Annotated in this window: 28 protein-coding genes and 1 pseudogene; 20 read left to right on the forward strand and 9 right to left on the reverse strand. The window is 63.4% G+C overall.

Annotation, left to right across the window (positions count from 1 at the left end; translation table 11 throughout):
* Positions 1-10 precede the first annotated feature (10 nt).
* The gene (gene sucD, locus AXW84_RS03625) at positions 11-892 is read right to left on the reverse strand and encodes a succinate--CoA ligase subunit alpha (RefSeq protein WP_068228807.1); all 882 of its coding nucleotides are present in this window, start codon (positions 890-892) and stop codon (positions 11-13) included.
* Between the two features lie 181 nt (positions 893-1,073).
* Here sucD and AXW84_RS03630 point away from each other — a divergent pair.
* Positions 1,074-2,048, forward strand: a pseudogene (locus AXW84_RS03630) (PLP-dependent cysteine synthase family protein); the annotation flags it as partial.
* A gap of 110 nt (positions 2,049-2,158) precedes the next feature.
* A complete protein-coding gene (locus AXW84_RS03635; protein WP_068228814.1) occupies positions 2,159-2,560 on the forward strand; it encodes a response regulator in 402 nt (133 codons plus the stop codon).
* 194 nt (positions 2,561-2,754) lie between these two features.
* Here the strand turns inward: AXW84_RS03635 and ade are convergent, their stop codons facing one another.
* Positions 2,755-4,413: an adenine deaminase gene (gene ade, locus AXW84_RS03640; protein WP_068228818.1), complete on the reverse strand. Its 1,659-nt coding sequence runs from the start codon at positions 4,411-4,413 to the stop codon at positions 2,755-2,757.
* Positions 4,414-4,504: 91 nt separating this feature from the next.
* Between ade and AXW84_RS24455 the strand changes: the two genes are divergently transcribed.
* The 5 genes from AXW84_RS24455 to AXW84_RS03660 all read left to right on the forward strand — a co-directional run bounded on the left by AXW84_RS24455 (position 4,505) and on the right by AXW84_RS03660 (position 7,464).
* Positions 4,505-4,654, forward strand: a complete 150-nt coding sequence (locus tag AXW84_RS24455) for a hypothetical protein (RefSeq protein ID WP_157886794.1) — start codon at positions 4,505-4,507, stop codon at positions 4,652-4,654.
* A gap of 26 nt (positions 4,655-4,680) precedes the next feature.
* On the forward strand, positions 4,681-5,340 hold the full coding sequence (locus AXW84_RS03645; RefSeq protein ID WP_068228822.1) for a hypothetical protein: 660 nt from the start codon (positions 4,681-4,683) through the stop codon (positions 5,338-5,340).
* 10 nt (positions 5,341-5,350) lie between these two features.
* Positions 5,351-5,758, forward strand: a complete 408-nt coding sequence (locus AXW84_RS03650) for a hypothetical protein (protein ID WP_068228825.1) — start codon at positions 5,351-5,353, stop codon at positions 5,756-5,758.
* A 31-nt stretch (positions 5,759-5,789) separates the two neighbouring features.
* Positions 5,790-6,482: a (d)CMP kinase gene (cmk, locus tag AXW84_RS03655; RefSeq protein WP_068228827.1), complete on the forward strand. Its 693-nt coding sequence runs from the start codon at positions 5,790-5,792 to the stop codon at positions 6,480-6,482.
* Positions 6,483-6,582: 100 nt separating this feature from the next.
* Complete coding sequence (locus tag AXW84_RS03660; RefSeq protein ID WP_068228830.1) at positions 6,583-7,464, forward strand: 4-hydroxy-3-methylbut-2-enyl diphosphate reductase; 882 nt, start codon at positions 6,583-6,585, stop codon at positions 7,462-7,464.
* 13 nt (positions 7,465-7,477) lie between these two features.
* Here the strand turns inward: AXW84_RS03660 and AXW84_RS03665 are convergent, their stop codons facing one another.
* On the reverse strand, positions 7,478-8,026 hold the full coding sequence (locus AXW84_RS03665; RefSeq protein WP_068238889.1) for an O-acetyl-ADP-ribose deacetylase: 549 nt from the start codon (positions 8,024-8,026) through the stop codon (positions 7,478-7,480).
* A gap of 191 nt (positions 8,027-8,217) precedes the next feature.
* On the opposite strand from AXW84_RS03665, the gene AXW84_RS03670 reads away from it, so the two are divergent.
* The 6 genes from AXW84_RS03670 to AXW84_RS03695 all read left to right on the forward strand — a co-directional run bounded on the left by AXW84_RS03670 (position 8,218) and on the right by AXW84_RS03695 (position 12,443).
* On the forward strand, positions 8,218-8,502 hold the full coding sequence (locus tag AXW84_RS03670; protein ID WP_068228836.1) for a 2TM domain-containing protein: 285 nt from the start codon (positions 8,218-8,220) through the stop codon (positions 8,500-8,502).
* A 183-nt stretch (positions 8,503-8,685) separates the two neighbouring features.
* A complete protein-coding gene (locus AXW84_RS03675; protein WP_068228837.1) occupies positions 8,686-9,165 on the forward strand; it encodes an ATP-dependent zinc protease family protein in 480 nt (159 codons plus the stop codon).
* Between the two features lie 126 nt (positions 9,166-9,291).
* On the forward strand, positions 9,292-10,230 hold the full coding sequence (gene rimK / locus AXW84_RS03680; RefSeq protein WP_068228838.1) for a 30S ribosomal protein S6--L-glutamate ligase: 939 nt from the start codon (positions 9,292-9,294) through the stop codon (positions 10,228-10,230).
* Between the two features lie 23 nt (positions 10,231-10,253).
* A complete protein-coding gene (locus tag AXW84_RS03685; protein ID WP_068228841.1) occupies positions 10,254-11,210 on the forward strand; it encodes a succinylglutamate desuccinylase/aspartoacylase family protein in 957 nt (318 codons plus the stop codon).
* A 45-nt stretch (positions 11,211-11,255) separates the two neighbouring features.
* Positions 11,256-11,942, forward strand: a complete 687-nt coding sequence (locus tag AXW84_RS03690; protein WP_068228844.1) for an OmpH family outer membrane protein — start codon at positions 11,256-11,258, stop codon at positions 11,940-11,942.
* Between the two features lie 222 nt (positions 11,943-12,164).
* Entirely contained in the window at positions 12,165-12,443 is a 279-nt protein-coding gene (locus AXW84_RS03695) for a hypothetical protein (RefSeq protein WP_068228848.1), read from the forward strand.
* A gap of 105 nt (positions 12,444-12,548) precedes the next feature.
* On the opposite strand, the gene AXW84_RS23850 is transcribed toward AXW84_RS03695, so the two are convergent.
* The 5 genes from AXW84_RS23850 to AXW84_RS03715 all read right to left on the reverse strand — a co-directional run bounded on the left by AXW84_RS23850 (position 12,549) and on the right by AXW84_RS03715 (position 15,880).
* On the reverse strand, positions 12,549-12,962 hold the full coding sequence (locus tag AXW84_RS23850) for an IS5 family transposase (RefSeq protein ID WP_082773680.1): 414 nt from the start codon (positions 12,960-12,962) through the stop codon (positions 12,549-12,551).
* The gene (locus AXW84_RS26480; protein ID WP_442905607.1) at positions 12,920-13,297 is read right to left on the reverse strand and encodes a transposase; all 378 of its coding nucleotides are present in this window, start codon (positions 13,295-13,297) and stop codon (positions 12,920-12,922) included. Before AXW84_RS26480 ends, AXW84_RS23850 begins: the two co-directional genes overlap by 43 nt.
* 67 nt (positions 13,298-13,364) lie before the next feature.
* Positions 13,365-14,009: an NAD-dependent epimerase/dehydratase family protein gene (locus AXW84_RS03705; RefSeq protein ID WP_068228854.1), complete on the reverse strand. Its 645-nt coding sequence runs from the start codon at positions 14,007-14,009 to the stop codon at positions 13,365-13,367.
* A gap of 355 nt (positions 14,010-14,364) precedes the next feature.
* Positions 14,365-14,676 carry a hypothetical protein gene (locus tag AXW84_RS03710; RefSeq protein WP_068228857.1) on the reverse strand — a complete coding sequence of 104 codons (312 nt, stop codon included), beginning with the start codon at positions 14,674-14,676 and terminating at the stop codon, positions 14,365-14,367.
* Positions 14,677-15,049: 373 nt separating this feature from the next.
* Positions 15,050-15,880, reverse strand: coding sequence for a CvfB family protein (locus AXW84_RS03715; RefSeq protein WP_068228859.1), 831 nt, complete (start codon positions 15,878-15,880; stop codon positions 15,050-15,052).
* A gap of 194 nt (positions 15,881-16,074) precedes the next feature.
* Between AXW84_RS03715 and AXW84_RS03720 the strand changes: the two genes are divergently transcribed.
* On the forward strand, positions 16,075-16,536 hold the full coding sequence (locus AXW84_RS03720; protein WP_068228861.1) for an energy transducer TonB: 462 nt from the start codon (positions 16,075-16,077) through the stop codon (positions 16,534-16,536).
* A gap of 143 nt (positions 16,537-16,679) precedes the next feature.
* On the opposite strand, the gene AXW84_RS03725 is transcribed toward AXW84_RS03720, so the two are convergent.
* Positions 16,680-18,587 (reverse strand): hypothetical protein, encoded by a 1,908-nt coding sequence (locus AXW84_RS03725; protein ID WP_157886795.1) that lies wholly within the window; start codon positions 18,585-18,587, stop codon positions 16,680-16,682.
* A 175-nt stretch (positions 18,588-18,762) separates the two neighbouring features.
* On the opposite strand from AXW84_RS03725, the gene AXW84_RS03730 reads away from it, so the two are divergent.
* From AXW84_RS03730 to AXW84_RS03755, 6 genes are all read left to right on the forward strand, one after another.
* Positions 18,763-20,031 carry a putative DNA modification/repair radical SAM protein gene (locus tag AXW84_RS03730; protein ID WP_068228867.1) on the forward strand — a complete coding sequence of 423 codons (1,269 nt, stop codon included), beginning with the start codon at positions 18,763-18,765 and terminating at the stop codon, positions 20,029-20,031.
* 35 nt (positions 20,032-20,066) lie between these two features.
* Positions 20,067-20,249, forward strand: a complete 183-nt coding sequence (locus AXW84_RS03735) for a hypothetical protein (RefSeq protein WP_068228871.1) — start codon at positions 20,067-20,069, stop codon at positions 20,247-20,249.
* A 205-nt stretch (positions 20,250-20,454) separates the two neighbouring features.
* A complete protein-coding gene (locus tag AXW84_RS03740; RefSeq protein WP_068228873.1) occupies positions 20,455-21,324 on the forward strand; it encodes an alpha/beta fold hydrolase in 870 nt (289 codons plus the stop codon).
* Positions 21,321-22,247 (forward strand): TIGR03915 family putative DNA repair protein, encoded by a 927-nt coding sequence (locus AXW84_RS03745; protein WP_068228876.1) that lies wholly within the window; start codon positions 21,321-21,323, stop codon positions 22,245-22,247. Before AXW84_RS03740 ends, AXW84_RS03745 begins: the two co-directional genes overlap by 4 nt.
* A gap of 93 nt (positions 22,248-22,340) precedes the next feature.
* Positions 22,341-23,195, forward strand: a complete 855-nt coding sequence (rfbD, locus tag AXW84_RS03750) for a dTDP-4-dehydrorhamnose reductase (RefSeq protein ID WP_068228879.1) — start codon at positions 22,341-22,343, stop codon at positions 23,193-23,195.
* Positions 23,196-23,219: 24 nt separating this feature from the next.
* Positions 23,220-23,621 (forward strand): hypothetical protein, encoded by a 402-nt coding sequence (locus AXW84_RS03755; RefSeq protein ID WP_068228882.1) that lies wholly within the window; start codon positions 23,220-23,222, stop codon positions 23,619-23,621.
* Positions 23,622-23,625 lie beyond the last annotated feature (4 nt).

A 23,625-nucleotide genomic window follows, 5' to 3' on the forward strand; every position in this document is an offset into this window, starting at 1 on the left:
ACCATCAAACCTACTTGGCGCCCAGCACGCGCAGCATGGTGTCGCCAATCTCGGCGGGCGAATCCACGACGTGGATGCCGCACTCGCGCATGATGGCCATTTTGGCGGCGGCGGTATCGTCCGCACCGCCCACGATGGCGCCGGCGTGGCCCATGCGGCGGCCGGGAGGCGCGGTTTGGCCGGCGATGAAGCCCACGACGGGCTTCTTATTGCCGGTTTCCTTGATCCAGCGGGCGGCTTCGGCTTCCATGCCGCCGCCAATTTCGCCGATCATCACGATGCCTTCGGTTTCGGGGTCGTTCATCAACATTTCTACCGCCTGCTTGGTGGTGGTGCCGATAATGGGGTCGCCGCCAATGCCGATGGCTGTGGTCTGGCCCAGGCCGGCCTTGGTGAGCTGGTCAACGGCTTCGTAGGTCAGCGTGCCGGACTTGGACACGATGCCCACGCGGCCCTTCGTGAAGATGAAGCCGGGCATGATGCCCACTTTGCACTCGCCGGCGGTCATCACGCCGGGGCAGTTCGGCCCGATCATCGTGATGTCGGGGCGGTCCTTCAGGTAGTGCTTCACGGCAATCATGTCCTTGGTCGGGATGCCCTCGGTGATGGTCACGATGACCTTGATGCCGGCTTGGGCGGCTTCGAGGATGGCGTCGGCGGCGAAGGCCGGGGGCACGAAAATGATGCTGGTGTCGGCCTGGGTGGCGGCCACGGCGTCGGCCACGGTGTTGAACACCGGCAGGTCGAGGTGCTGGGTGCCGCCCTTGCCCGGCGTCACGCCGCCCACCACGTGGGTGCCGTAGTCAATCATTTGCCCGGCGTGGAACGAGCCCTCGGAGCCGGTGAAGCCCTGCACGATAACCTTGGAGTTTTTGTTGACCAGAACGCTCATTCTTGGGGATTTGGGGGATGAAAACGATGGGAAGGGGTGGCCTGCGCCGCCGCAAAAGTAGGGCTAATTCGGCGGGCGGCGGCACATAAAAATAGGGGCCCCGGGGCCCGCCCGCCCGGCCCGGGGCCCCGGGGCCCTGCCCGAATGCCGTACCTTTGCCGCTTCCTACCCAACGTTGGTCATGCATTATAATCACATCATCGAAGCCGTCGGCCACACCCCGCTCGTCCGGCTCAACAAAGTTACCGAAGGCATCAAAGGCACCATTTTGGCCAAAGTCGAGTACTTCAACCCCGGCAACTCGGTGAAGGACCGCATGGCCATCCGCATGGTGGAAGACGCCGAAAAGGCCGGCTTGCTCAAGCCCGGCGGCACCATCATCGAGGGCACAAGCGGCAACACGGGCATGGGCCTGGCGCTGGCCGCCATTGCGAAGGGCTACCAAACCATCTTCGTGATGAGCGACAAGCAGAGCAAGGAGAAGCAGGACATTCTGCGCGCCGTGGGGGCCCAAGTAGTGGTGTGCCCCGTGGATGTGGCCCCCGACGACCCGCGCTCCTACTACTCGGTGGCCCGCCGCCTCAACCAGGAAACGCCCAACTCCTTCTACCCCAACCAGTACGACAACCTCTCGAACACCGCCGCCCACTACGAGCACACGGGCCCCGAGATTTGGGCCGGCACCGAAGGCCAGATCACCCACTGGGCGGCCGGCGTGGGCACGGGCGGCACCATCTGCGGCGTGAGCAAGTACCTCAAGGAGCAGAATCCCAGCGTGTTCACGCTCGGCCTCGATACCTACGGCTCGGTGTTCAAGAAGTACAAGGAAACCGGCATCTTCGACCCCAACGAAATTTATCCTTATAAAACGGAAGGCATCGGCGAGGACATTCTGCCAAAAAACGTGGACTTCAACGTAATTGACCAGTTCCTCAAGGTGACCGACAAAGACGCCGCCCTGATGACGCGCCGCCTGGCCAAGGAAGAAGGCCTGTTTGTGGGCTGGAGCTGCGGCTCGGCCGTGTCCGGGGCCCTGGCCTACGCCCGCGAGCACCTCAAGGAAACCGATACGATGGTGGTGTTGCTGCCCGACCACGGCACCCGCTACCTGGGCAAAATCTACAACGACGACTGGATGCAGGCCCAGGGCTGGCTGTAGGGCCTTCAGGGTCAGAATTATTCGCCCTTTCGCCCTACTGTTGGGGTTGTGCGTGTTGCGGCCGACGCGTAATTTCGCGGGTTCTTGTTTAATAAAACGATTAGTTTATGCCCAGTTCTCTAAACCACATCGTGTTAGTGGACGACAACGAAACCACCAGTTTTTTGAATAACCGCTTGTTGGGGCGGCTGGCGGTGGCCGAAAAGGTGACGACGTACACCCGCGCCGACGAGGCCTTTACCAACCTCTGGGCCGACGGGGCCCCGGCGCCCGATCTGGTGTTTGTGGACCTGAAAATGCCCGGCGTATCGGGCTTTGAGTTCCTGAAAATGTACAGCAACCTGCCCGAGCCCGTGCAAAACAAAACGGTACTGGCCGTGCTCACCACCTCCATGCACCAGGCCGACACCGCCCGCGTGGCCGAGTACCCCAACGTGGAATACCTCACCAAGCCCCTGACCGAAGAAAAAATGCAAAAGCTGCTGGACAAGCGCTTTCAGCAAGCTTAGCCGAGAATTATCTGAAAAACGAAAAAGCCGCCGGATGCATTATCCGGCGGCTTTTTCGTGCCTGAATGGCTTAAGAATCATCCGAATAGGAGGACTTGTCATTCCGACGAAGGAGGAATCTGAGCAAACCCATCCAATAGGCAGTCCTCAGATTCCTCCTTCGTCGGAATGACAAATTTCCTTCGAACAGCTGCTCAGGCTACGGCATCAACGAACCGGAAGGCCTCGCCGTCGAACAAGCCCTTGTCGCTCAGCTTCAGGCTGGGGATGACGAGCAGGGCCATGAAGGAAAGCGTCATAAACGGGGCCCCCAGCGGCGAGCCCAGCCGCTTGGCGAAGGCGTCGAGGGCGGCGTAGGCGGCCGCCACGTCGGCCCCCGGCTGGTCCGACATGAGGCCGGCCACGGGCAGTGGCAGCAGCAGCTCCTCGCCGCCGGGGCCCACCGCTGCCAGGCCGCCCCGGGCCCCGATGACGAGGTTGACGGCCTGCGCCAGGCTGGCGTCGTCGCAGCCCACAGCCGTGATGTTGTGCGAGTCGTGGCCCACGCTGCTGGCCAGGGCCCCGCCCATCAGCCCGAAGCCCTTGATGAACGCCACCGCCGGCGGCACGTGCGCCCGGTAGCGGTTCACCACGGCCAGCTTGAGCACGTCGCGCGCCGGGTCGGCCACAATTTTGCCGTGTTCGACGCGCGCCGGCACATCAAGCCGGGCCGTGACGAGCTGCCCATCAAAGCACTCGATGACGCGCAGCGTGGGGGCCCCAGCGGCCGGCGCGGGCACCTGGAAATCAGCCGCCTGCACGGGCTGGGCGTGGAAGTTGTTGGCCGCTGCGATGGGTGCGGCGGGCAGCTGCGACTGGCCATTTTCGGCCACCAGCTGGCCGTCGAGGTACGTCTTTCGCACTTGGAAATCGGTGAGGTTGTCGACCACGATGAAGTCGGCCGGGTCGCCCACGCGCAGCAGGCCCACGGGCAGGCGGTAGTGCTGCACGGGGTTCACGCAGGCCACTTGCAGCACGTCGAACACGTTGTTTCCCAGTGCTAACGCCCGGCGCACCAACTGGTCGATGTGGCCGAGCACGAGTGTGTCGGGGTGCTTGTCGTCGGAGCAGAACATGAGGTGCGGGAAGTGCTCGGGCAGCAGCTCGATGAGGGCGTCGAAGTTGCGGGCCGCCGAGCCCTCGCGGATCAGGATTTTCATGCCCGCGGCCAGCTTGTCGCGGGCCTCGTCGGCGGTGAAGCACTCGTGGTCGGTGGCGATGCCGGCGCTGGCGTACCGGGCGGCGTCGGGGCCCCGCAGGCCGGGCGCGTGGCCATCCACGGGGCGGCCGGCTGTCTGGGCCAGGGCAATTTTCTCCATCACGCCGGGGTCGCGGCCCAGCACGCCGGGCCAGTTCATCACCTCGGCCAGGTAGCCGATTTTCGGGTTCTCGAACAGCTGGGCAATGTCGGCCGCCGTGATTTCGGCCCCGGCCGTCTCGAACGGCGTGGCCGGCACGCAGCTGGGGGCCCCGAAGCAAAACTTGAACGGCGAGGTAGCGGCGTTGTCCAGCATGTACTGCACGCCGGCCACGCCCAGCACGTTGCCAATTTCGTGGGGATCCGACACGGTGGCGACCGTGCCGTGGGCCACCGCCAGCCGCGCAAACTCGCTGGGCACCAGCAAAGAGCTTTCCACGTGCACGTGCGCGTCCACGAAGCCGGGCAGGGCGTAGGGCAGGGCCGCGTCGGGCGCTGGGGCCCCGGTGGGCACGATGGCCGCAATGCGCCCGTCGGCCACCTGGACGGTGGCGGGGCGCACGGTGCGGGCGAAGACGTCGACGACGTTGGCAAGCAAAGAAAAATCAGTGGACATAAGCGGAACGGACGGGCCGGGCAATGGGGTTCGGACTGGCAAAGAACCTTACATTTGGCTAAACAAGCCGTTATCCTAACCTAGTATTCCCGTGAAAAAGATTATCGCCTTTGCGCTGCTGGCCCCGCTGCTGCTGGCCAGCGGCGGCTGCGCCCGCCAAAGCTCCATGCAGAAGAAAACCAGCTGGTACAAGCACCACAAATCGGGCAAGCACGTGCCCTGCCCCTGCGAGGGGCATTAATTCTTCACCATTGCTGCCGCTCCTGCGTGAATAAACTTTACTGCTCATTCGCGCTGGTTGGCGGCGCGGCCCTGCTGGGGGCCCCGGCGGCTCAGGCACAATTGGCGGGGGCCATTACTGGGTTGATTATTGGCGGCGTTTCCAAAAGCCAGAACCAGTTCCGGGGCCCCGATGCGGTGTACCGCAAAGGCACGTTTCAGCTGGCTAACGGCACGTGGCAATCGGGACGGTTTTATTACGATTGGCAAAACCTGTACATCGCCGACCCGCAGAGCAAGAAGGCGCCGCCGCAGCGCTGCGCCGTCGATAGCCTGCGCGGGTTTGCCTTCGGCACCGATACTTTTTGCATCGTGCACCGCTTCACAGTGCCCAAAACCGGCGAGTACATCCGCAGCGGCTTCGCCCGGAAAATGTACCGGGCGGGAAATGTGCAGGCGAACGATTACACCGACTACCCGGTTGGCCTACGGTATTCGAAATCGTACACCCTGCTTTGCCGCCCCGATACCACCGTGGTGGTGCCCACCAGCCCACAGGATATGCAGCGGGTGGCGGCCTACCTGGTGCGCGACTACCCCGCTTTATCCACCCAAGTGCTGCAAATGAAGGAGTTCCAGCCCGAAGACTTGCAGCGCGTGCTGGGGGCCTACGGCCGGTGGCAGGCCTTCAATGCCCGGCCCAAATAGCTTCCGTTTTATGCCCGACCAACCCGCCCCCAACCCCGTGCCCGCCCTCGAAGCGGCGGCCGAAGCCGTGCGCCAGCAGCTGGGCCTGGCTAGCTTTGATGCCGCGGGCGTGGCCCGGCTCGACCACTTCATCACGGCGCAGCGGGGGGAGGTGGCGGCCGGCCAGCAGGCGGGCGTGGCGCAGGCGTTTGGCTGCTACTTGGGCGAGTGCCTGGTGCGCGTATACGGCGGCGAATGGGCGGCTGGCCCCGACGGCAGCACGGGCGTGGGCCTGGCCGACCGACTTTTTTTCAATCCTTTTTATTTGGTTAGTCAGCAGTTGGATAAGGGCGACGCGGCATCCATCGCCGCTTTTTTCGCGTCGGTGCCCGGGCGGCTGGGGGCCCCGGCGGCCGGGCGTAAGCGCTGGATTTCGTAATCTTGCGGGGCTAGTGGCCACCCGCTTCGTTATGAAACAGCTCGTCATCGCCATTGATGGTTACTCCTCGTGCGGCAAAAGCACCACCGCCAAGGCGGTGGCCCACCTGCTGCACTACGCCTACGTCGACACCGGCGCTATGTACCGGGGCGTCACGCTCCACTTGCTCGAGCACGGCATCGCCTTCGATGACTTGCCCGCCGTGGAGCAGGTACTCAAAAACCTCACCATCAGCTTCCGCCGCCACCCCCAGACGGGGCGTAACGACCTGTTTCTGGACGGCGTGAACCGCGAGGACGACATCCGCCAGATGCGGATTTCGAACTCTGTGAGCGAAGTGTCGGTCATTCCACAAGTGCGCCACGCCCTGGTGGCCCAGCAGCAGCGCATGGGCCGAAAGCGCGGCGTGGTAATGGACGGCCGCGACATCGGCACCACCGTGTTCCCCGACGCCGAGGTGAAGGTTTTCATGACCGCCGACATGGAGCTGCGCGCCCGCCGCCGCCAGATGGAGCTGGCCGACAAAGGCGAGCACGTGCCCCTGGCCGACATCATCGACAACCTGCGCAAGCGCGACCACATCGATTCGACCCGCGCCGAAAGCCCCCTGCGCCGCGCCGCCGATGCTGTGCTGCTCGATACCACCCACATCACCATCAGCGAGCAGGTCGATTTCGTGATTGACCAAGTATCGTCGGCCCTGTTTGCGGCCAGCCGGGCGTAGCGTAGCGGCTCTTGGCACGGTTGCGGCTAGGGCCGGGGCCCCGGCGTACCTTTGCCGCGGGCCAGAACCCTATCTACTTATACTGTGTTTTTATAGCGCTATGGAAGTTACGATTGATAAGAATTCCGGGTATTGCTTCGGCGTCGAGTTTGCCATTCAGATGGCCGAGGACGAGCTGGCGCACGAAGAAACCCTGTACTGCCTCGGCGACATTGTGCACAACCGCATGGAGGTGGAGCGCCTGCACCAGCGCGGCCTGCGCATCATCGACCGCCAGCAACTCGCTGAGCTGCACGACTGTAAGGTGCTCATCCGGGCCCACGGCGAGCCGCCCGAAACCTACGCGCTGGCGCTACGCAACAACCTGGAACTCATCGATGCCTCGTGCCCGGTAGTGCTCAAGCTGCAAAACCGCGTCAAGCACGCCTTCGACCTGAGCCAGCGCCAGGACGGACAAATTGTAATTTACGGCCAGCCTGGGCACGCCGAAGTAGCCGGCCTTGCGGGCCAAACCGGCAACCGCGCCATTATCGTGATGACGGAGGCCGACCTCGACCAAATTGACTTCGCGCGGCCCGTTACGCTCTTCAGCCAAACCACCAAGAGCACGGCCGGCTTCTACAAGATGAAGGCCCTGATAGAAGCCCGAATCACCGCCGCCGGCGGGGCCCTGGAGGGCTTCGACGCCAACGACAGCATTTGCCGGCAGGTGAGCAACCGCGAGCCGCAGCTGGCCAAATTCGCCGCCTTGCACGACGTTATCGTTTTCGTGAGCGGCCGCAAAAGCTCCAACGGCAAAGCCCTGTTCTCCATCGTGCAGCAGTTCAACGCGCGCAGCTATTTCGTTGAAAACGAAAATGAGCTCGAAGATGAGTGGTTTGCCGGGTCCCAAACCGTGGGCATCTGCGGCGCCACCAGCACGCCGCTCTGGCTGATGCAGCAGGTGCAGGCCCGCATCGAAGCCGTGGGCGAGCTAGTGTAGGGGCCCCGGGGCCCTAAATTTCAGCCAGCGCCTGCTCATAAAGCTGCCGGCTCTCATCGTCGAACACCACGAACGTGACCGTAGCCGGCGCCGCGTGGGCCCCCAGCCACTGCCGCACTTCGCGCACGGCAATGGCCGCCGCTTCGGGTTTGGGGTAGCCATAAATGCCGGTGCTGATGCCCGGGAAAGCCAGGGTTTCTAAGTTGTTTTCGGTGGCCAGGCGCAGGCTGTTGCGGTAGCAGCTGGCCAATAATTTGGGCTCACCGTCGCGTCCACCGTTCCATTCGGGGCCCACTGTGTGGATGACGTGGCCCGCCGGCAGCCGCCCGCCGGTGGTGATGACGGCCTCACCGGCAGGTAAGCCTTGCGGGTACCGTGTGGCCCGAATCTGCCGGCAGTCTTCTAAAATCTGGGGGCCCCCGGCGCGGTGAATGGCGCCGTCGACCCCGCCGCCGCCGAGCAGGCTGGAGTTGGCGGCGTTGACGATGGCCGCCACGGGCTGGCGGGTGATGTCGCCCTGCACGAGGCGAATGCGGGCGGCAAGGACGGGGGAGGTAGGCATGGGCGGAGGGAGCAAGGGAAAAGGGCCAACGAGAAATAGGGCTAAAAAGCTGCTGGGGCCCCGCGCTTCGGGCGCCGTTTTGGGCGCTTGGTCCGCCGAAGCCGACGCTTCGGCCACAAGCAATTGCGGGCCCCGGGGCCCCGGGATAGTTTTGAGTATCAAATCCATCCACCACTTTACCCCCGCCGCCCATGGAACCCCAAGCCCGCGACCCCTACCTGTGGCAGAAAGCCAAGGCCCGCACCAAATTTCAATCGCACCTGCTCGTGTACGGCCTCGTCAACAGTGGCTTGTGGCTGCTGTGGGCCCTCACGCCCCACGGCCGCGAGCTGCTGCCCTGGCCCATCTGGTCGACGGCCTTCTGGGGCTTCGGGCTGCTGATGCAGGGCTTGGCCACCTACGCCGGCCATAGCCGCTCCGAACGCACCCAACGCGAATACGACCGCCTGCTTCGCGAGCAGCAGGGCTCCTATTGAGTTGCTCGTTGTTAGTTGTCAGTTGCTCGTTGTTAGTTGTTTGGTGCTAGTTGTCAGTTGCTCGTTGTCCGGGCCTTTGCCACCGACTGACGAACAACTGACAACTAGCACCAAACAACTAACACTCACTTTTACCCGCCCTTCCGCTGCCGGAAGGGCGTTTTGCGTTCTACCTTCGCCGCCATGAAAATCCGCCCCGCCATGCGCACCCTGGGCCGGCGCGAGTTGGTTGATTTCCCAGGCTTTGCCCTGCTTGGCGTGGAAGCCAAGGTGGACACTGGCGCCTACACCAGTTCCCTGCACTGCACCGGCGTGCACGAAGCGCCGGGTTCCGCCGGGGCCCCCGTGCTGCGCGGCCGCCTGCTCGACCCCGACCACCCCGGCTTCGACGGCCGGGCCCTGGAATTTGCCGAATTCACGCGGCGTGACATCCGCTCGTCCAACGGCGAGGTGCAGGAGCGCTACGTCATCGAGGCCGTGGTGCGGCTTTACGGAAAAGACTTTAGGGTGGAATTTTCGCTCTCCGACCGCTCCGACATGAAGTACCCCGTGTTGCTGGGCCGCAGCCTGTTGCGCCAGGGCCGCTTCGTGGTCGACGTGGCCCGGCGCAACCTTTCGCACAAGGCGGCCGTTCGGGCGGCTGCCCGCCGGGCGGCGCCGTAGCTCGGTTTCGGCCGTAAATTTGGGCCGCGGGCCAGCCAAGTGGGCGCGCCGCTTGTTGGGGCCCCGCGGCCCGCTCGTGGCCGCTACCATTGCCCGTTCCCTGCCCGCCTTCTTACCCTCCGACCAATGAAACTGGCCATTCTCTCGCGGGAACCCAAATCGTACTCGACCCAGCGCCTGGTGGCCGCGGCCGTCGCCCGCGGCCACGACGCCGTAGTCATCGACCACCTCCAGTGCAACTTGGTGCTGGAAAAAGGCCACCCCGGCATCATCTACCAGGGCGAGCCGCTGGCACACTTCGACGCCATTGTGCCGCGCATCGGGGCCTCGGTCACGTTTTACGGCACGGCCGTGGTGCGGCAATTCGAGATGATGAAGGTGCGTACTGCCGTCGACAGCCAAGCCATTGTGCGCTCGCGCGACAAGCTGCGCTCGATGCAGATCTTGAGCCGCGCCGGCTTGGGCATGCCCAAAACGGCGTTCACCAACTTCTCGCAGGACGTGCCTGCCATGATCGAGCAAGTGGGCGGGGCCCCCGTCATCATCAAGCTGCTCGAAGGTACCCAGGGCCTGGGCGTGGTGCTGGCCGAGAGCGTGAAGGCGGCCCAATCGGTCATCGAAGCCTTCCACAACCTCAAGGCGCGCATCATTGTGCAGGAATTCATTGCCGAGAGCAAAGGCGCTGATCTGCGGGCTTTTGTGGTGGACGGCGAAGTGGTGGGCGCCATGAAGCGCCAGGGCAAGGAGGGCGAGTTCCGCTCGAACCTGCACCGCGGGGGCACCGGCACCCTCGTGAAGCTGAGCCGCGCTGAGAAGGCCGCCGCCTTGCTGGCCACCAAGGCCCTGGGCCTGGGCATTGCCGGCGTCGATATGCTGCAAAGCAAGCGGGGGCCCCTGGTGCTCGAAGTGAATTCCTCGCCCGGCCTGGAGGGCATTGAGAAGGCCACCCAGCTCGATATTGCCGGCCGCATCATCGACTATACGGCCGCGCTGGCGGCCAAAAAAAGGAGCAAGAGCAAGACCAAAAAGGCCGCCGATGCCCACCCCGACGCCCCCGCCGCCTAGGGCCCCGCCGCTACCTTTGCCTGATGCCCCTGCTCGACCCGATTTACCTCAACGACCTAACCATCTTGCCCGGCGAGCGGGTCCTGACGCGCCTGGTGATTTCGCGCCTACCCTCGGGCACCCTCATCGACGTGCCAGTGCACGTGCTGCGCTCGGCTGTGCCGGGCCCCGTGCTGCTGCTGATGGGCGGCATGCACGGCGACGAAGTGAACGGCATCGAAACCATCCGGCGCATGCTGCGGCGCGACTTGCTGCGGCCTACCTGCGGCACCATCATCGCCATCCCCATTTTCAATATCTACGGGTTCCTGAACTTTAGCCGCGAAGTACCCGACGGCAAGGACGTGAACCGCTCGTTTCCGGGTTCGCCGCGCGGCTCACTGGCCAGCCGCGTGGCCCACCGCTTTATGCGCGAAATCATGCCCCTGATTGACTACGGCATCGATTTTCACACCGGCGGCGCGGCCCGGGCCAACCACCCGCAGGTGCGCTGCGAGCTGGAAGTTGACCCCAAAACCGACGCGCTGGCCGCTGCCTTCGGGGCCCCGTTCACGCTGCACGCGGCCCTGCGGCCGGGCTCGCTACGCGAGGCCGCGCACCGCTTGGGCAAGCGCCTGATTGTGTACGAAACCGGCGAGAGCCTGCGCATCGATGACGCCGGGGTGGAAGTGGCTGTGGCCGGCACCCTGCGCATGCTGCACCACCTGGGCATGGGCCCCGCCGCGCCGCCGCCCGCGCAGGCCGGCGTGGTGTGCCGCCGCCACACCTGGCTGCGGGCGCGGTTTGCGGGCCTATGGCGCTCGTTGGTGCAAAACGGCGACTTCGTGCAAAAAGGCCAGGTGTACGGTTCCGTGGCCGACCCTTATGGTGAGCGCACCGTGCGGCTCGAATCGCCGGTGAGCGGTTATGTGGTGGGTATCAATTACATGCCCGTCGTGAACCAGGGCGACGCCCTACTACACATCGGCTTGCCGGCGTGAGGGGCCCCGGCCGTACTTTTGTGCATCGTTTCACTTTCTGTTTCAATGAAAAACCCGCTCCAACTGGCGTTTAACGCCGTGCTGCTCGTCGCCGTGGCCGTGCTGTACTTCCTGCACTTCCGCCAGCCCGCTGCCCCGGCCGTGGCCACCACGCCTGCCCCCACCGAAACCACGGCTTCCGCCACCGCTGCCCCGGCCGATACCACCACGCTGGCCGCCGTGGCCGAGCAGCCCGTGACGCCGCCCTCCGTGCCCGCCGCCGAAGCCGCCGCCAACGCCGACCAGATTGCCTACATCGAGTCGGCCAAGCTGCTCGACGGCTACCAGGGCATGAAGGACGCCCGCCGCTCGTTTGAGGTAAAAGCCAAGGGTTGGGAACGCCAGAACCAAGTGCTGGTCACCAGCTTCCGCAGCGCCGTGGAGGCCTACCAGAAGCAGGCCCCCAGCCTCACGCCCGAGCAGCGCGCCGCCGCCGAGCAGAAACTGCAGGCGCAGCAGCAGCAGTCGGGCGAGCAGCAGCAGAAGCTGCAAGCCCTGGCCCAGGAAGAAGAGGGCAAGCTCACGCAGCGCGTGCTGGGCAGCGTGAACAAAAAAGTGGAAGCCTACGGCAAAGCCCACGGCTACAAGCTCATCCTGGTAGCTGCCCCCAGCGGCACCATCGCCTACGGCCGCAAAGACCTCGACCTGACCACGCCCGTGCTCGCCTACCTCAACCAGACGTATAAGAAGTAGGCTGGCCAGTCGCGATAAGTGAAAGTGACGCGCCCTTGGGTGCGCCACTTTTTTTGTGCCCGGCTCGTAAAAAACCTGTTAGGGCTCATTAAACTCCGGCCGGTAGGGGCCCTCTAACCGGATATAATCTGGCATTTTATTTGCAAACTTATTCATCAATCGCCCTCCTTCCATCTTCTAAACCAGGTGTTTCGGCGCCTCCATCCTATGCGTAGCAAGTCCATGATATTCATTTCGGCGCTGTTCCTGTTGCTGCTGAGCAGCGGTGCTGCTTCGGCCCAGGTTCGGGTTTCCATCGGCGGCGGCTACTACCCGTGGCCTTACTACCGGCCCCGCTACTACGCCCCGCGCCCGGTGGTGGTGGTCCCGCCGGTGTACTACGCGCCGCCCGTGCCCGTGGTGTACCCGGCTCCCTACTACGCCCGGCCCTACTACGCTCCGCGCCCCTACTATGGCCCCCGGTACCCGTACCGCGGTGGTTACTACGGCCGGCGCTACTAAAGCGCACTTCATTAATTAAGCTATAAAGAAAAAACCCGACCATTACGGTCGGGTTTTTTTATTGAAAAGTACGTTAGCCTGGGGCCCCAGCGCTAAGGGGTGTTCTCAATTGAGGTACAGCGTCCAGATGCGGGCGCAGAGCAAAGCTTCCCAGGAGTTGTCAAGTTTGTCATAGCGAGTGGCCAAGCGTCGATGTTGCTTTAACTTGTTAAATGTCTGCTCGATATGCTGTCGTTTGGCATAGGCGCAGGGGTCAAAATGGGGCACATATCGGCGGCGCGGGTTCGGGGGGATGACGGCAATGGCCCCGGCTGCGGCAATCAAGCCGCGCAAGGCGTCACTGTCGTAGGCCGTGTCGGCCACGACTTCCTGGGCCGGTGCCAGCCAGGGCGCGAGCAGCCCGGACGCCTCAGGGCAGTCGCCGGCCTGACCCGGTGTCAACTGCCGGCTCAGCACGTTGCCGGCCCCGTCACAGCTCAGATGCAGCTTGCTGGTGCGTCCGCCTCGGCTGCGGCCAATCGCTTGCGAGCCTTTTTTTTGGCTGCCCCAGTTGCGTGTTGGTGCCCGCGGATGCGAGTCGAGTCGAGTGGCACCTGGCGCTGGCGCGGATGCGGCAGGCGTCGGTTATGGGCAAGCAGCCAGTGCGCGACGCGCTCCCACACCCCTGAATCGCGCCAACGAGCAAAGCGCACGTATACGCGGTGCCAGTGGCCTAGGTGCGGGGGTAGGCCGCGCCAGACCACGCCCGTGCGCCCCAGCCAAAGCACCGCCTCGACAAAGCCACGCGTGTCACGCGCCGTCGTGCCCCGGCAATTGGCCTGTCCAGGCAACAGGGGCGACAACTCGGCCCACATCGAATCGGTCAGCAACGTGCGGTCTGCGTTCAGGTCCCTAAATTAGAAATTTAACTGAGAACACCCCCTAGGCCACCGCGGGCTCGTGCACCCGCAACCCAGTGGCATCGGTGCGGGCTGCGTGCAGCATAGCGGCGGCTACGGCGGCAGCGGTTACCGGCCGGTACTTGGCCAAGCTGCCGCGCAGCAGGGGCCCCGCCAGGGCCAGGGCCACGGCGCCGATTCGCTCACCCAGGCGCGGGTGGGCGCGCCGGCCCAGCAGCAGCGACGGCCGGAAAATATGCAGCGCCCGGAAGGGCAGGGGCCCCACAGCGGCCTCCATCTCGCCCTTCACCCGGCTGTAGTACATGCGGCGGCTGGCATTGGCCCCGATACTCGACACCACCAAGAATTGGCTGGCGAAGTTGCTGGCCGCCAGCGCGGCTAGCTGTACCACGTACAAAAAATCAACCTTGTAAAACGCTTCTTTCGAGCCGGCTTGCTGGCGCGTGGTTCCGAGGCAGCAAAACACGTCGTCGGCGATGAGTTGGAGGCGGTGGCTTTCCAACTCGCTCAGCTCCGTGACGACCTGCACCAGCTTGGGGTGGGCCAGGGCCACGGGCCGCCGCCCTACCACTACCACTTTGGCGTAGCGAGCATCGGCGAGTAGCAGTGGCAGCAAGGCCGCGCCGATGAGGCCGGTGGCCCCAGCCAGGAGAGCAGTCTTTTGCATAGTGCGGGGCCCTCAAAGCGCGAAGTAGCCGCCCGGGGCCCCAGCAGTGTACGCAAGCGATTCGAAATAGCTACCCGCTCAGGCTGGATGACGTCGAATGCCAAACTGGGGTCGACGGAAATGATTTGCCAGATTGGGTCCAGATCCGTCGATTTTTCCAGATGCGGCCGCAAGAAAAACCAGTTTTTCCCAGCAACTAATCGCCGCCGAGTGCAAAAGAGCACCGGGCCGCATTGGCGCTGAAAAATAATGCACCTTAGCATTATTTTTCAGCGCCAATGCGGCCCGGCCGTTGGGGTTCTGCCTACCAAAACCGGTGGCCCGGGCGCCAGCAACGCAACGGGCCGCCGCTGCCCTAGCCGGGGATGAGGGGCGAGGGCAGCGGCGCGTCGCTGGTGGATGTGGGCAACGGCGCAGCCGCCGCAAAAGCGGCTTGGTAGCGGGCGCGGCATTGCGGGCAACTCACCCATTCGTCGAGTTCGAAGAGTACATCTTCAAACTCGACATGCGAGGCGCTGTGAGCCTTGCACACAAGCATGGGCAGGCGGTCGAAGCTGAAGCCGCCGCACACCATCGGGTAGTGGTGGGTGGGGCTGTTGTGGTAGAAATGCGTGCCGTGCGCCGGGCTCAGCAGGAGGGTGTTGCGGGTGATTAGTAGTTGGTTCATAGAATGGGAAATGGAATGGCCGAAACTACCAAATAAGTGCAGTATTGCAAAGCCTACGAACGGCTTTTTTAGGCCCCCGGCGAACTCCCGGTTATTCCCCATTGGTATTGTGCAATTGTTTGTTGAACAATTAATTATATCTGAGTAAAATGCCTGCGTAAGGCGGCGTTGCTAGGTAGTAGCGCGGCTGCTTTCCCGCGCAGTAAATGGGCCCCTCCAATCTGGAAAATGCCCTGCTACGCCGGGTGTATTCCTAGCCGCCCCGGGCCGAAGAATTTGAGCGAGAGGTGCAGGAATGCCGCCGGGCACCGGCCTTCCTTAGCAGAAGTACAATTGCTAACCTCCGCCTTGGCCGTGGCCGGCGCCGGGGGTGTCAGGCCCGCAGGCGGGTTTCGAGCGGGGCCAACTCTATGACGCCCTGCTTGAAGAGGGCCCCCAGCGCTTTCTTAAATACTTTTTTGCTCATGCCCACGCGGCGGTACACGTCGTCGGCCTCGCTCTTGTCGCCGATGGGCAGCGCGCCGCTGGGGGCAGCGCGCAGGGCCACGAGCAGGGTGGTCGCCGCAGTTTCGACCTCGCCGTAGCCCTCGCGTTGGAGGCGCACGTCGAGCTTGCCGTCGGCCCGCACCTGGCGCAGGAAGCCTGGAATGGTTTCGCCCAGCCGTAAGGGCCGGAACACTTCGTTGTGGAACAGCAGGCCCTGGTGCGTGCCGTCGACGATGACGGGGTAGCCCAGGTCGGTTTCGTCGGCCACCATCAGGCGCACGGCGTCGCCGGGCTGGCCGGGGAAGGGTTCGGAAGACAAGAACTTCTTCCACTTGGCCGACGCCACCAGCCGGTCGCTCTCCTCGTCCAAGTACACGAACACGAACACCCGCTCGCCCACGCGCAGGTCGCGGCGCTGGTTGGGGAAGGGCAGGAGCAGATCTTTTTCCAGGCCCCACTCGAGGAAGGAGCCGGCGGGGCCGTGGTCGCGCACGGCCAGCGCAGCGAAGGAGTTGACCAGCGCTAGCGGCCGCAGGGTAGTGGCTATCAAGCGGTCCTCCGAGTCGCGGTACACGAACACGCGCAGCACGTCGCCCACCCGGGTGCCCTCGGGAATGTACTTGTTGGGCAGCAGCAAGTCGCCGTCGTCGGAAGTGAGGTAGAGGCCGACGCTGGTTTCGCGGGCTACTTCGAGGTCGTTGTAATCGCCGAGGTTCATAAGAAAAGCAAAAAGAAGCGGGCGGGGCCCACTAGAAGCGCAAAGCTACGGCCGGTGCAAGTGCAATTTTCGAAGACCGAAATGGACAATAAAAAAATTAATATTTTGCTTGGATACGTGAACGTAAAGTGCTGTATATTTGAGCATAGGGCGTTTAAATCAAATCAAGTTATTCATTACAAAATACTATTAACATGAAAAACTTTACGCAATTTCTGTTTCTGGTAGCCGTGCTGCTGTTGGGCGCGCGGCGGGTGCAGGCCCAGGGTATTCTGACGACTGGTGCACACGCAGGCGGCGGCGACGCCCTGGCCCCGGCGTCCGTTGTTTCGCCCGACTCCATCTACGTCAATACAGACAGCCGCCCCACCTTCGCTGGCGGCGACGCGGCGCTGACTACTTACCTCACCAAGAACATTCGTTACCCTGAAGCAGCGTTGCGGCAGCACGTGTCGGGCCGGGTATACGTGTCGTTTGTTCTGAATCGCGAAGGCCGCGTGACCGACGCCCACGTGGTGCGGGGCCCTGGCTACGGCCTCAACGACGAGGCCCTGCGTTTGGTGTGGCTGATGCCCAATTGGGCCCCCGCCCGCCAGCAGGGGCAGGCCGTGCGGGTGGCCTGCACCATCCCCATCAACTTCGACACGCAGCACTGATTTACTGTGTTTTGCTGGCAGCCTGCTAAGCACGGTTTTGGGGCCAATGATTGGCCCTGCCCCAGCAAAAGCTGTGGGCAATTCTTCAAGAAAGGGCAAGCGGCGGCTTGCCCTTTTTTTATTGGGCGCCGCGGGCCGGGTCCCTATTGGTAGATGGTGACGCCCGGGGCCCCGATGCCGAAGTCGGTGAAAGAAACGGTTTCGCGGGCGGTTTCGAACACGCGCAGGCCGTTGGCCGACACGAGGCCGCGCGGGTAGTAGCCCAGTAAAATCTGGAACGTGCGCAGGGCCGTGAACTCGTTGCGCAGGCGCAGGCCCAGGCCAAAGCCCGTGTAGGGCGTGTTGCCGAAGGGCGTGCCGCCGCCCACCTTTTCGCCCACCCAGGCCGCGTCGGCAAAGGCCACGCCGGCCACCCGGAAGCCCAGCAGCGAGAGCGGCGTGAACACCGTGGTTTCGTAGTTGAAGGCGAAGCGGCTGGTGGCCAGGATGGGCACCGACGGCGAAAACCCCCGGATGCCCCGCTCGTCGGAAATGCCTTGCAGCAGCTCGCCCGGCCGGCGGTTGAAGCCCACCGTGGTGGTGGTGCCCAAAAAGTGCCGGTACTGGTAGTTGCCCAGGCGGTAGAGGCGGGTGAAGTACGTGGTCTGGGCGTTGAGCAGGCCCTGCTCCCAGGCGCTGTGGTCGGCCAGGCGCTGGAAAGTGCCAAACTCCAGGTTGCCAAACAAGTAGCCGTGGCGCTGGCTGAAGATGGCCGCCGCCAGGCGCATATCGAAGTAGCGGCGCGGCACCATGGCGTTGGCGTCGAGGCCCGCCGTGAAGCTGAGCAGCGTGCCGGTGGGCACGTCCTCGGTGCGGCCGAAGCCGAACAGGTAGCGGTCCTTGTAGTAGCGCCGCACCGAGTAGCCCACGGTGCCCAAAATCAGGTTTGTGTTGCGGTAATCGGGGCTGGGGCTGACGGTGTAATTGGTGCGGGTGAAGCGCGTGGCTACGATGAGGCGGCCTGGGTTTTCGTAGCCCAGGTCGTAGGAGCGCAGGCGCAGCGAGCGGCCCACCCAGAGGTCTTGCCGGTTGTAGCGTAGGTTGTAGTAGTCGAGGATTTCGCCCGGCTGCTGCACCGTGAGGGTGATTTGCTGGTTGAAGGAATCCATCGACAGGGCCCCGGCGTAGCGCGTGTTCACTGAATAAAAGTCGCGCTGCAACGACACGCCGCCGTGCTCGTCGCGGAATTCGTTGTTGTAGCGCGCCTGGGCCAGGAAGAAGTGTCGGAACGGCACCGAGTAGTCGCCGGCGTAGCGCCAGCGCTGGTCCAGGTTGCGCCCGTACTGGTACGTGTTGTTAAAGTGGTGGCCCAGGCCCAGAAAGTTCTGGTCGCCCACGTCCACACGGCCCGCTGCAGCTCCCCCCGGTTCGAAATTGCCCGTGATGCTGAACACATCAGTGGTAATAACTTCGATGTCAATGCTGTCAGCGGTAGACGTGCGCTCGTTCACCAGCACCCGGGCGTCGAGAATCTCGTCGGTTTGGCGCAGCAGGCGCTCCGATTCGGCCAGGGCCTGGGGGGCCAGCCGCTGGCCCGGCCGGAACAGCAGCACCTGCCGGATGCGCGAGGGCGCCGTGCGGATGTGCACCCAGTTGCCGGTGCGGTCGAGCAGCGAGCGGGGCTGGCGCGTCGAATCGGTGAGGCTGTAGCCGAACGCATCGTTGGGCCGAACCGTGACGCGGCGCACCACCTTGAACGTGTGGCGGTCGAACTGCCGGTCGAGCAGCACGGCGTCTAGGCCCGCGTTTTCCTCCTTGGGGCGGGTAAGGCGCAGGGCCGCCGCTGCCGCCCGCCCGACAATGGTTTTGCGCCGGGTATAGGCTTGCAGCTTCAGGCGCAGCCGCTGCTCGTCGAAGTCGCGGCGCAGCGAATCGGGCTGCTCGCGGCGCAGGGCGGCCTCGGTGCGCAGCGAGTCGGGCGGCACCGCCGAGCGCGGGTCGAACGACTGCGCCCGCGCCGCGCTGCCCAGCCCCAGCAGTAAAAAAAGAAAGAAGACGCGGCACAACAACATAATGGGGCCCTTGAGCAGCCACAGGCAAGATACGAAACGCCCGGGGCCCCGCTTTAGCATGGCCCCGGGCTGGAAGAAGTCTGCTAAGAAACTTTTTCCAAGAAAATTAGCTTAACAAGCATTGCCCGCTAGCGGGATTTGCACTACTTTTAACACCGAAAAGCAGCCATTCCCGATGAACGAGCGCATTCAGGAAAAACTAAGTATATTAGCTGACGCCGCGAAGTACGATGCTTCGTGCAGTAGCAGCGGCGGCAAGCGCAAGAACGAAAGCAAAGGCTTGGGCAACGCCGAGGGCATGGGCATCTGCCACAGCTATACCGAGGACGGCCGCTGCGTGAGCCTGCTCAAAATCCTGCTCACCAACCACTGCATCTTCGACTGTGCCTACTGCGTGTCGCGCCGCTCGAACGACGTGAAGCGCGCCGCCTTCACCGTGGACGAAGTGGTGGACCTGACCATCAACTTCTACCGCCGCAATTACATCGAAGGGTTGTTCTTAAGTTCCGGCATTTTCAGCAGCCCCGACTACACGATGGAGCGCCTGGTGCGCATCGTGAAAAAGCTGCGCACCGAGCACCAGTTCAACGGCTACATCCACGTCAAAACTATTCCTGGGGCCTCCGAAGAGCTCATCCAGGAGGCAGGCCTCTACGCCGACCGCCTGAGCGTGAACATTGAGCTGCCCTCAGAGCTGGCCTTGCAAACGCTGGCCCCGGAGAAAAATTACCAGGAGATCCTGACCCCGATGGCCCAGATTCGGGACGGCATCATCCAGAATAAGGAGGAAAAAGCGCTTTTCAAAAAAGTGCCGGCCTTCGCCACCGCGGGCCAAACCACGCAGCTTATTGTGGGGGCCAGCGGCGAGACGGACTTGCAAATCATCAAGCTCTCCGACTCGCTCTACCAGGGCTACGGCCTGAAGCGCGTGTACTACTCGGGCTACGTGCCCGTGACCGACGACGCCCGCCTGCCGCAGGTGACGCAGCCGCCCGTCATCCGCGAGCACCGGCTGTACCAAACCGACTGGCTGATGCGCTTTTACGGCTTCCAGGCCGACGAAATCCTCGACCCCGCGCACCCGCACCTCGACCTGGAAATTGACCCCAAGCTGGCCTGGGCCCTGCGCAACCGCCACGTGTTCCCAATCGACGTGAACACGGCTGATTTTGAGATGATTCTGCGCATTCCCGGCGTGGGGGCCCGGTCGGCTAAGCGCATTGTGGCGGCCCGGCGCTTCGCCCCGCTCACCACCGAGCACCTGCACAGCTTCGGCGTGGTGCTGAAGCGGGCCAAGTTTTTCCTCACCTGCCGCGGCGAGCAGCGCACCGCCCTCGGCGAGCTGACCGAGCAGCAAGTGCGCCGCCAAATTTTGTTCGGCGCCGGCTCCGTCCGCTCGGCCCTCGTTACGCAGCAGCTCGATTTGTTCGCCCAAGCCAGCTAATTAACTTTTCAGTTTCGCCTTTTAACTCCTTGGTTATGAAAGTTTCGCACCGTCAAAACGTCGTTCGCCGCTTCGCCTACGAAGGCAGCGGCAAAGCCCCGCGCCTCTCGTGCTGCTGCCACATCAGCGAGCTGATGCCGCTGGTGCGCCAGCTCCACGGCATGGCCCGCGCCGCCGCCGAAGCCCGCCAGGAACAGGAAAACCAGCAGGCTGCTTAAGGAGTTGGCGGCGCGCTGTAGCGCGGACTCTGTGAGTCCGCGACTCTCGCTTCGTGCTGCCGATGATCGTTAGGCGACCGGGCAGAGCTGCGGACTACAAAGTCCGCGCTACAGACTGGGCAGCTACTGTTCAGCCGCGCGGACTTGCAGAGTCTACGCTGCGGCGGGCGGCGCAACTTAGGGCCCCGGCCCACGGTATGCCCGTATGGCTTATCCCCTCGAACACCACTTTGTGCCCACCAATGGCCTGACGCTGCACGTGGTGCAGTGCGGCCCCGCCGCGGGGCCCTTGGTGGTGCTGCTGCACGGCTTCCCCGAGTTTTGGTACGCGTGGCGGCAGCAGCTGGGGGCCTTGGCCGACGCCGGCTACCGCGTGTGGGCCCCCGACCAGCGCGGCTACAACCTGAGCGACAAGCCCCGTTCCGTACGCGCCTACGCCATCAACGAGCTGGCGGCTGACGTGTTGGGCCTGCTCGACGACGCCGGCCACGACACCGCCGCCGTGGTGGGCCACGACTGGGGCGCGGCCGTAACCTGGTACCTGACGGCCAATTTTCCCGCCCGCATTCGCCGCGCCGCGGTGCTGAACGTGCCCCACCCGCGGGTGCTGGCCGGGGCCCTGCGCCGGCAGCCGCGGCAGTTGCTGAAGAGCTGGTACGTATTTTTCTTCCAGCTGCCGTGGCTGCCCGAAACCCTGGCGCGGCTGCGTGGGGCGTGGCTGGCACGCCAAGCCCTTCGGCGCACGAGCCGCTCCGGCACGTTCAGCGACGCTGATTTGGTAGAATACCGGGCGGCTTGGGCCCAACCGGGGGCCCTGCGCAGCATGATTAACTGGTACCGGGCCGCTGCCCGGTTTGCCCGGCGCCTGGGCCAAACTGGGCGCGTGGCGGTGCCGCTGCACATCATTTGGGGCCGGCACGACGCGTTTTTGAACGCCAACCTGGCCCAGGAAAGCCTGGCTTATTGCGACGATGGGCGGCTGACTTACCTCAAGGCCAGCCATTGGGTGCAGCACGAAGAAGCGGCGCAGGTGAACGAGCTGTTGATTGAATTTTTACGCGAAACGCCCGCATGAGCAAGTTCCCATCTTTGCGCCGGCCAGCGGCGGTGGGCCCCGCGGCGGCCCGGCCCGTGGGGGCCCCCGCCCTCACCGCCGCCCCGCGCGACTACACCTACGACGGCACATTTGAGGGCCTGCTGACAGTGCTCTTCACGGTGTACGACTGGCGCGCCGCGCCCAATTCCATCCAGCCCGAAGCCACGGCCCAAACGGGCCTGTTTGCCCAGCCGGCGCACCGCGACACCGACGAAGCCCAAGCCACCCGCGTGTGGGACGGCCTGCTGCGCACGATGACCAACGAGGCCCGCGCCCGTCTTTACCACGTGTTTCTGAGCGAAGACGCCGAGCGGGAACTGCTTATTTTCAGGTACGTGGACTTGGCCCTGCGCACCGCGGCCGACATCTCGGAAAACTACACCGACGCCACTGTGCGCCGGGTGCAGCGCCTGGCCCAGCAGATGTTCCGCGAGAAGCACCGGATGGAGGCCTTCGTGCGGTTTGAGAAGACCGGCGACGGCCTGTTTCACGCTACCATTGAGCCCGATTACGACGTGCTGCCGCTCATCGCCCCGCACTTCACCAAACGCTACGCCGACCAGCGCTGGCTGATTTACGACCGCCGCCGCCGCTACGGCCTGTACTATGATTTGACGCGCACCGACATTGTGCAATTCGAGGAAACTGGGGCCCCGGCGCGCGCCACCGACGTGGCCGCCACCGTGCTCGACGAGCGCGAGCCGCTGTTTCAGGTGCTCTGGCAGGCGTATTTCGACCACGTAAACATCCCCGAGCGCCGCAACCTGAAGCTGCACCGCCGCCACATGCCCCTGCGCTACTGGAAGTACCTGAGCGAGAAGCAGCCCCGCGCCCAGCCGTTCCAGCCCATCCAAAACAAGCGCCCGCCCACCCCGGGGCCCCCGCTACTAGGCGCGGAGTAAGGCGCTGGCGCGGTTACTTTGTGGGCCGAAGGGGAGAGGCGCGGCGCGCACTTTCCCCATCTTTTCTACATTTCCCACGCTTTTGATTTTTTGATGGGCAGCATTTTGGTTTTTGGCGCCTCCGGGCAATTGGGGCAGTGCTTGGCGCACGTGGCGCAGGAGCGGAAGGTACCGGGCATCGTATTTCCACCCGAGGCACAAGCCAACATATTGAATGTGAATGGCATCCAGTCGATTTTCGCCGAGCATAAGCCCACGTATTGCATCAATTGCGCCGCTTACACGGCCGTGGACAAGGCCGAGGACGAACTGGAGCTGGCCCGCAAAATCAACCGCGACGGGGTGGAAAACCTAGCCCGCTTATGCGGCGAGTTCGGCACCACGCTCATCCAGATTTCGACCGATTTTGTGTTTGCCGGTACCGGCAACACGCCCCTGGTGGAAACCGACGCCGCCGAGCCCATCAGCGTGTACGGCCTCACCAAGCTCGAAGGCGAGCAGGTAATTCCGGCCCATACCAGCCAGTTTTTCATCCTGCGCACGAGCTGGCTGTACTCCGAATACGCCAACAACTTCGTGAAAACCATGCTGCGCCTGGGCCAGGACCGCGACGAGCTGCGCGTCATCTGGGACCAGACTGGTACGCCCTGCTACGCCATCGACCTGGCCGGTTGCATCCTCACTATCATCCAGTCGCAAAGCCAGCAATACGGCATCTACCACTATAGCAACGAAGGCGTTACGTCATGGTACGACTTTGCCACGGCCATCTTCGAGCTAAGCGGTACGCCGGTGAAAACCGTGCCCATCCGCACCGCCGAGTACCCCACCAAAGCCACCCGCCCCGCCTATTCGGTAATGGACAAGACCAAAGCCAAAACGGTGCTCGGCGTGGCTATTCCGCACTGGCGCACCAGTTTGGCGACATGCATTGGGCGATTGAAGTAGCTAATCACTTTGCCCATCTCCGTCATGGACAGCTATTATTTTCGGCTCAATAAAACTGACTTTGGCATTGGAAAGGTGCAGTTATTAGTAAAAGAAACTGAACAAGTCCTTACGCTAGAAATAACAGGTAGCGAAGAGGTAGCCAATACTATCGCCGCTGATGAGACACAAGCATTTAGCTGGATTCTCTACCCACCAAAAATATATTTTAGAAGCGTCCCTTATGCATTAATCAATGGGGTCAAGATGTTGACTATCAGCGAGGAGCTATTAGATAATTATGATGTCGCCTTTTACTTGTTAGCACACAGCGATTTAGCTGGTATACTCTCGGTAGCCACGAGCGGAATAATTACTTTCATTGGCACTGCGCAAATAGACGGGAAAGATTTGCCACTGGAAGTTTTTTGCGTAGCGGCTTCCTGAAAAT

Source organism: Hymenobacter sp. PAMC 26628, assembly GCF_001562275.1.
GTDB lineage: Bacteria > Bacteroidota > Bacteroidia > Cytophagales > Hymenobacteraceae > Hymenobacter.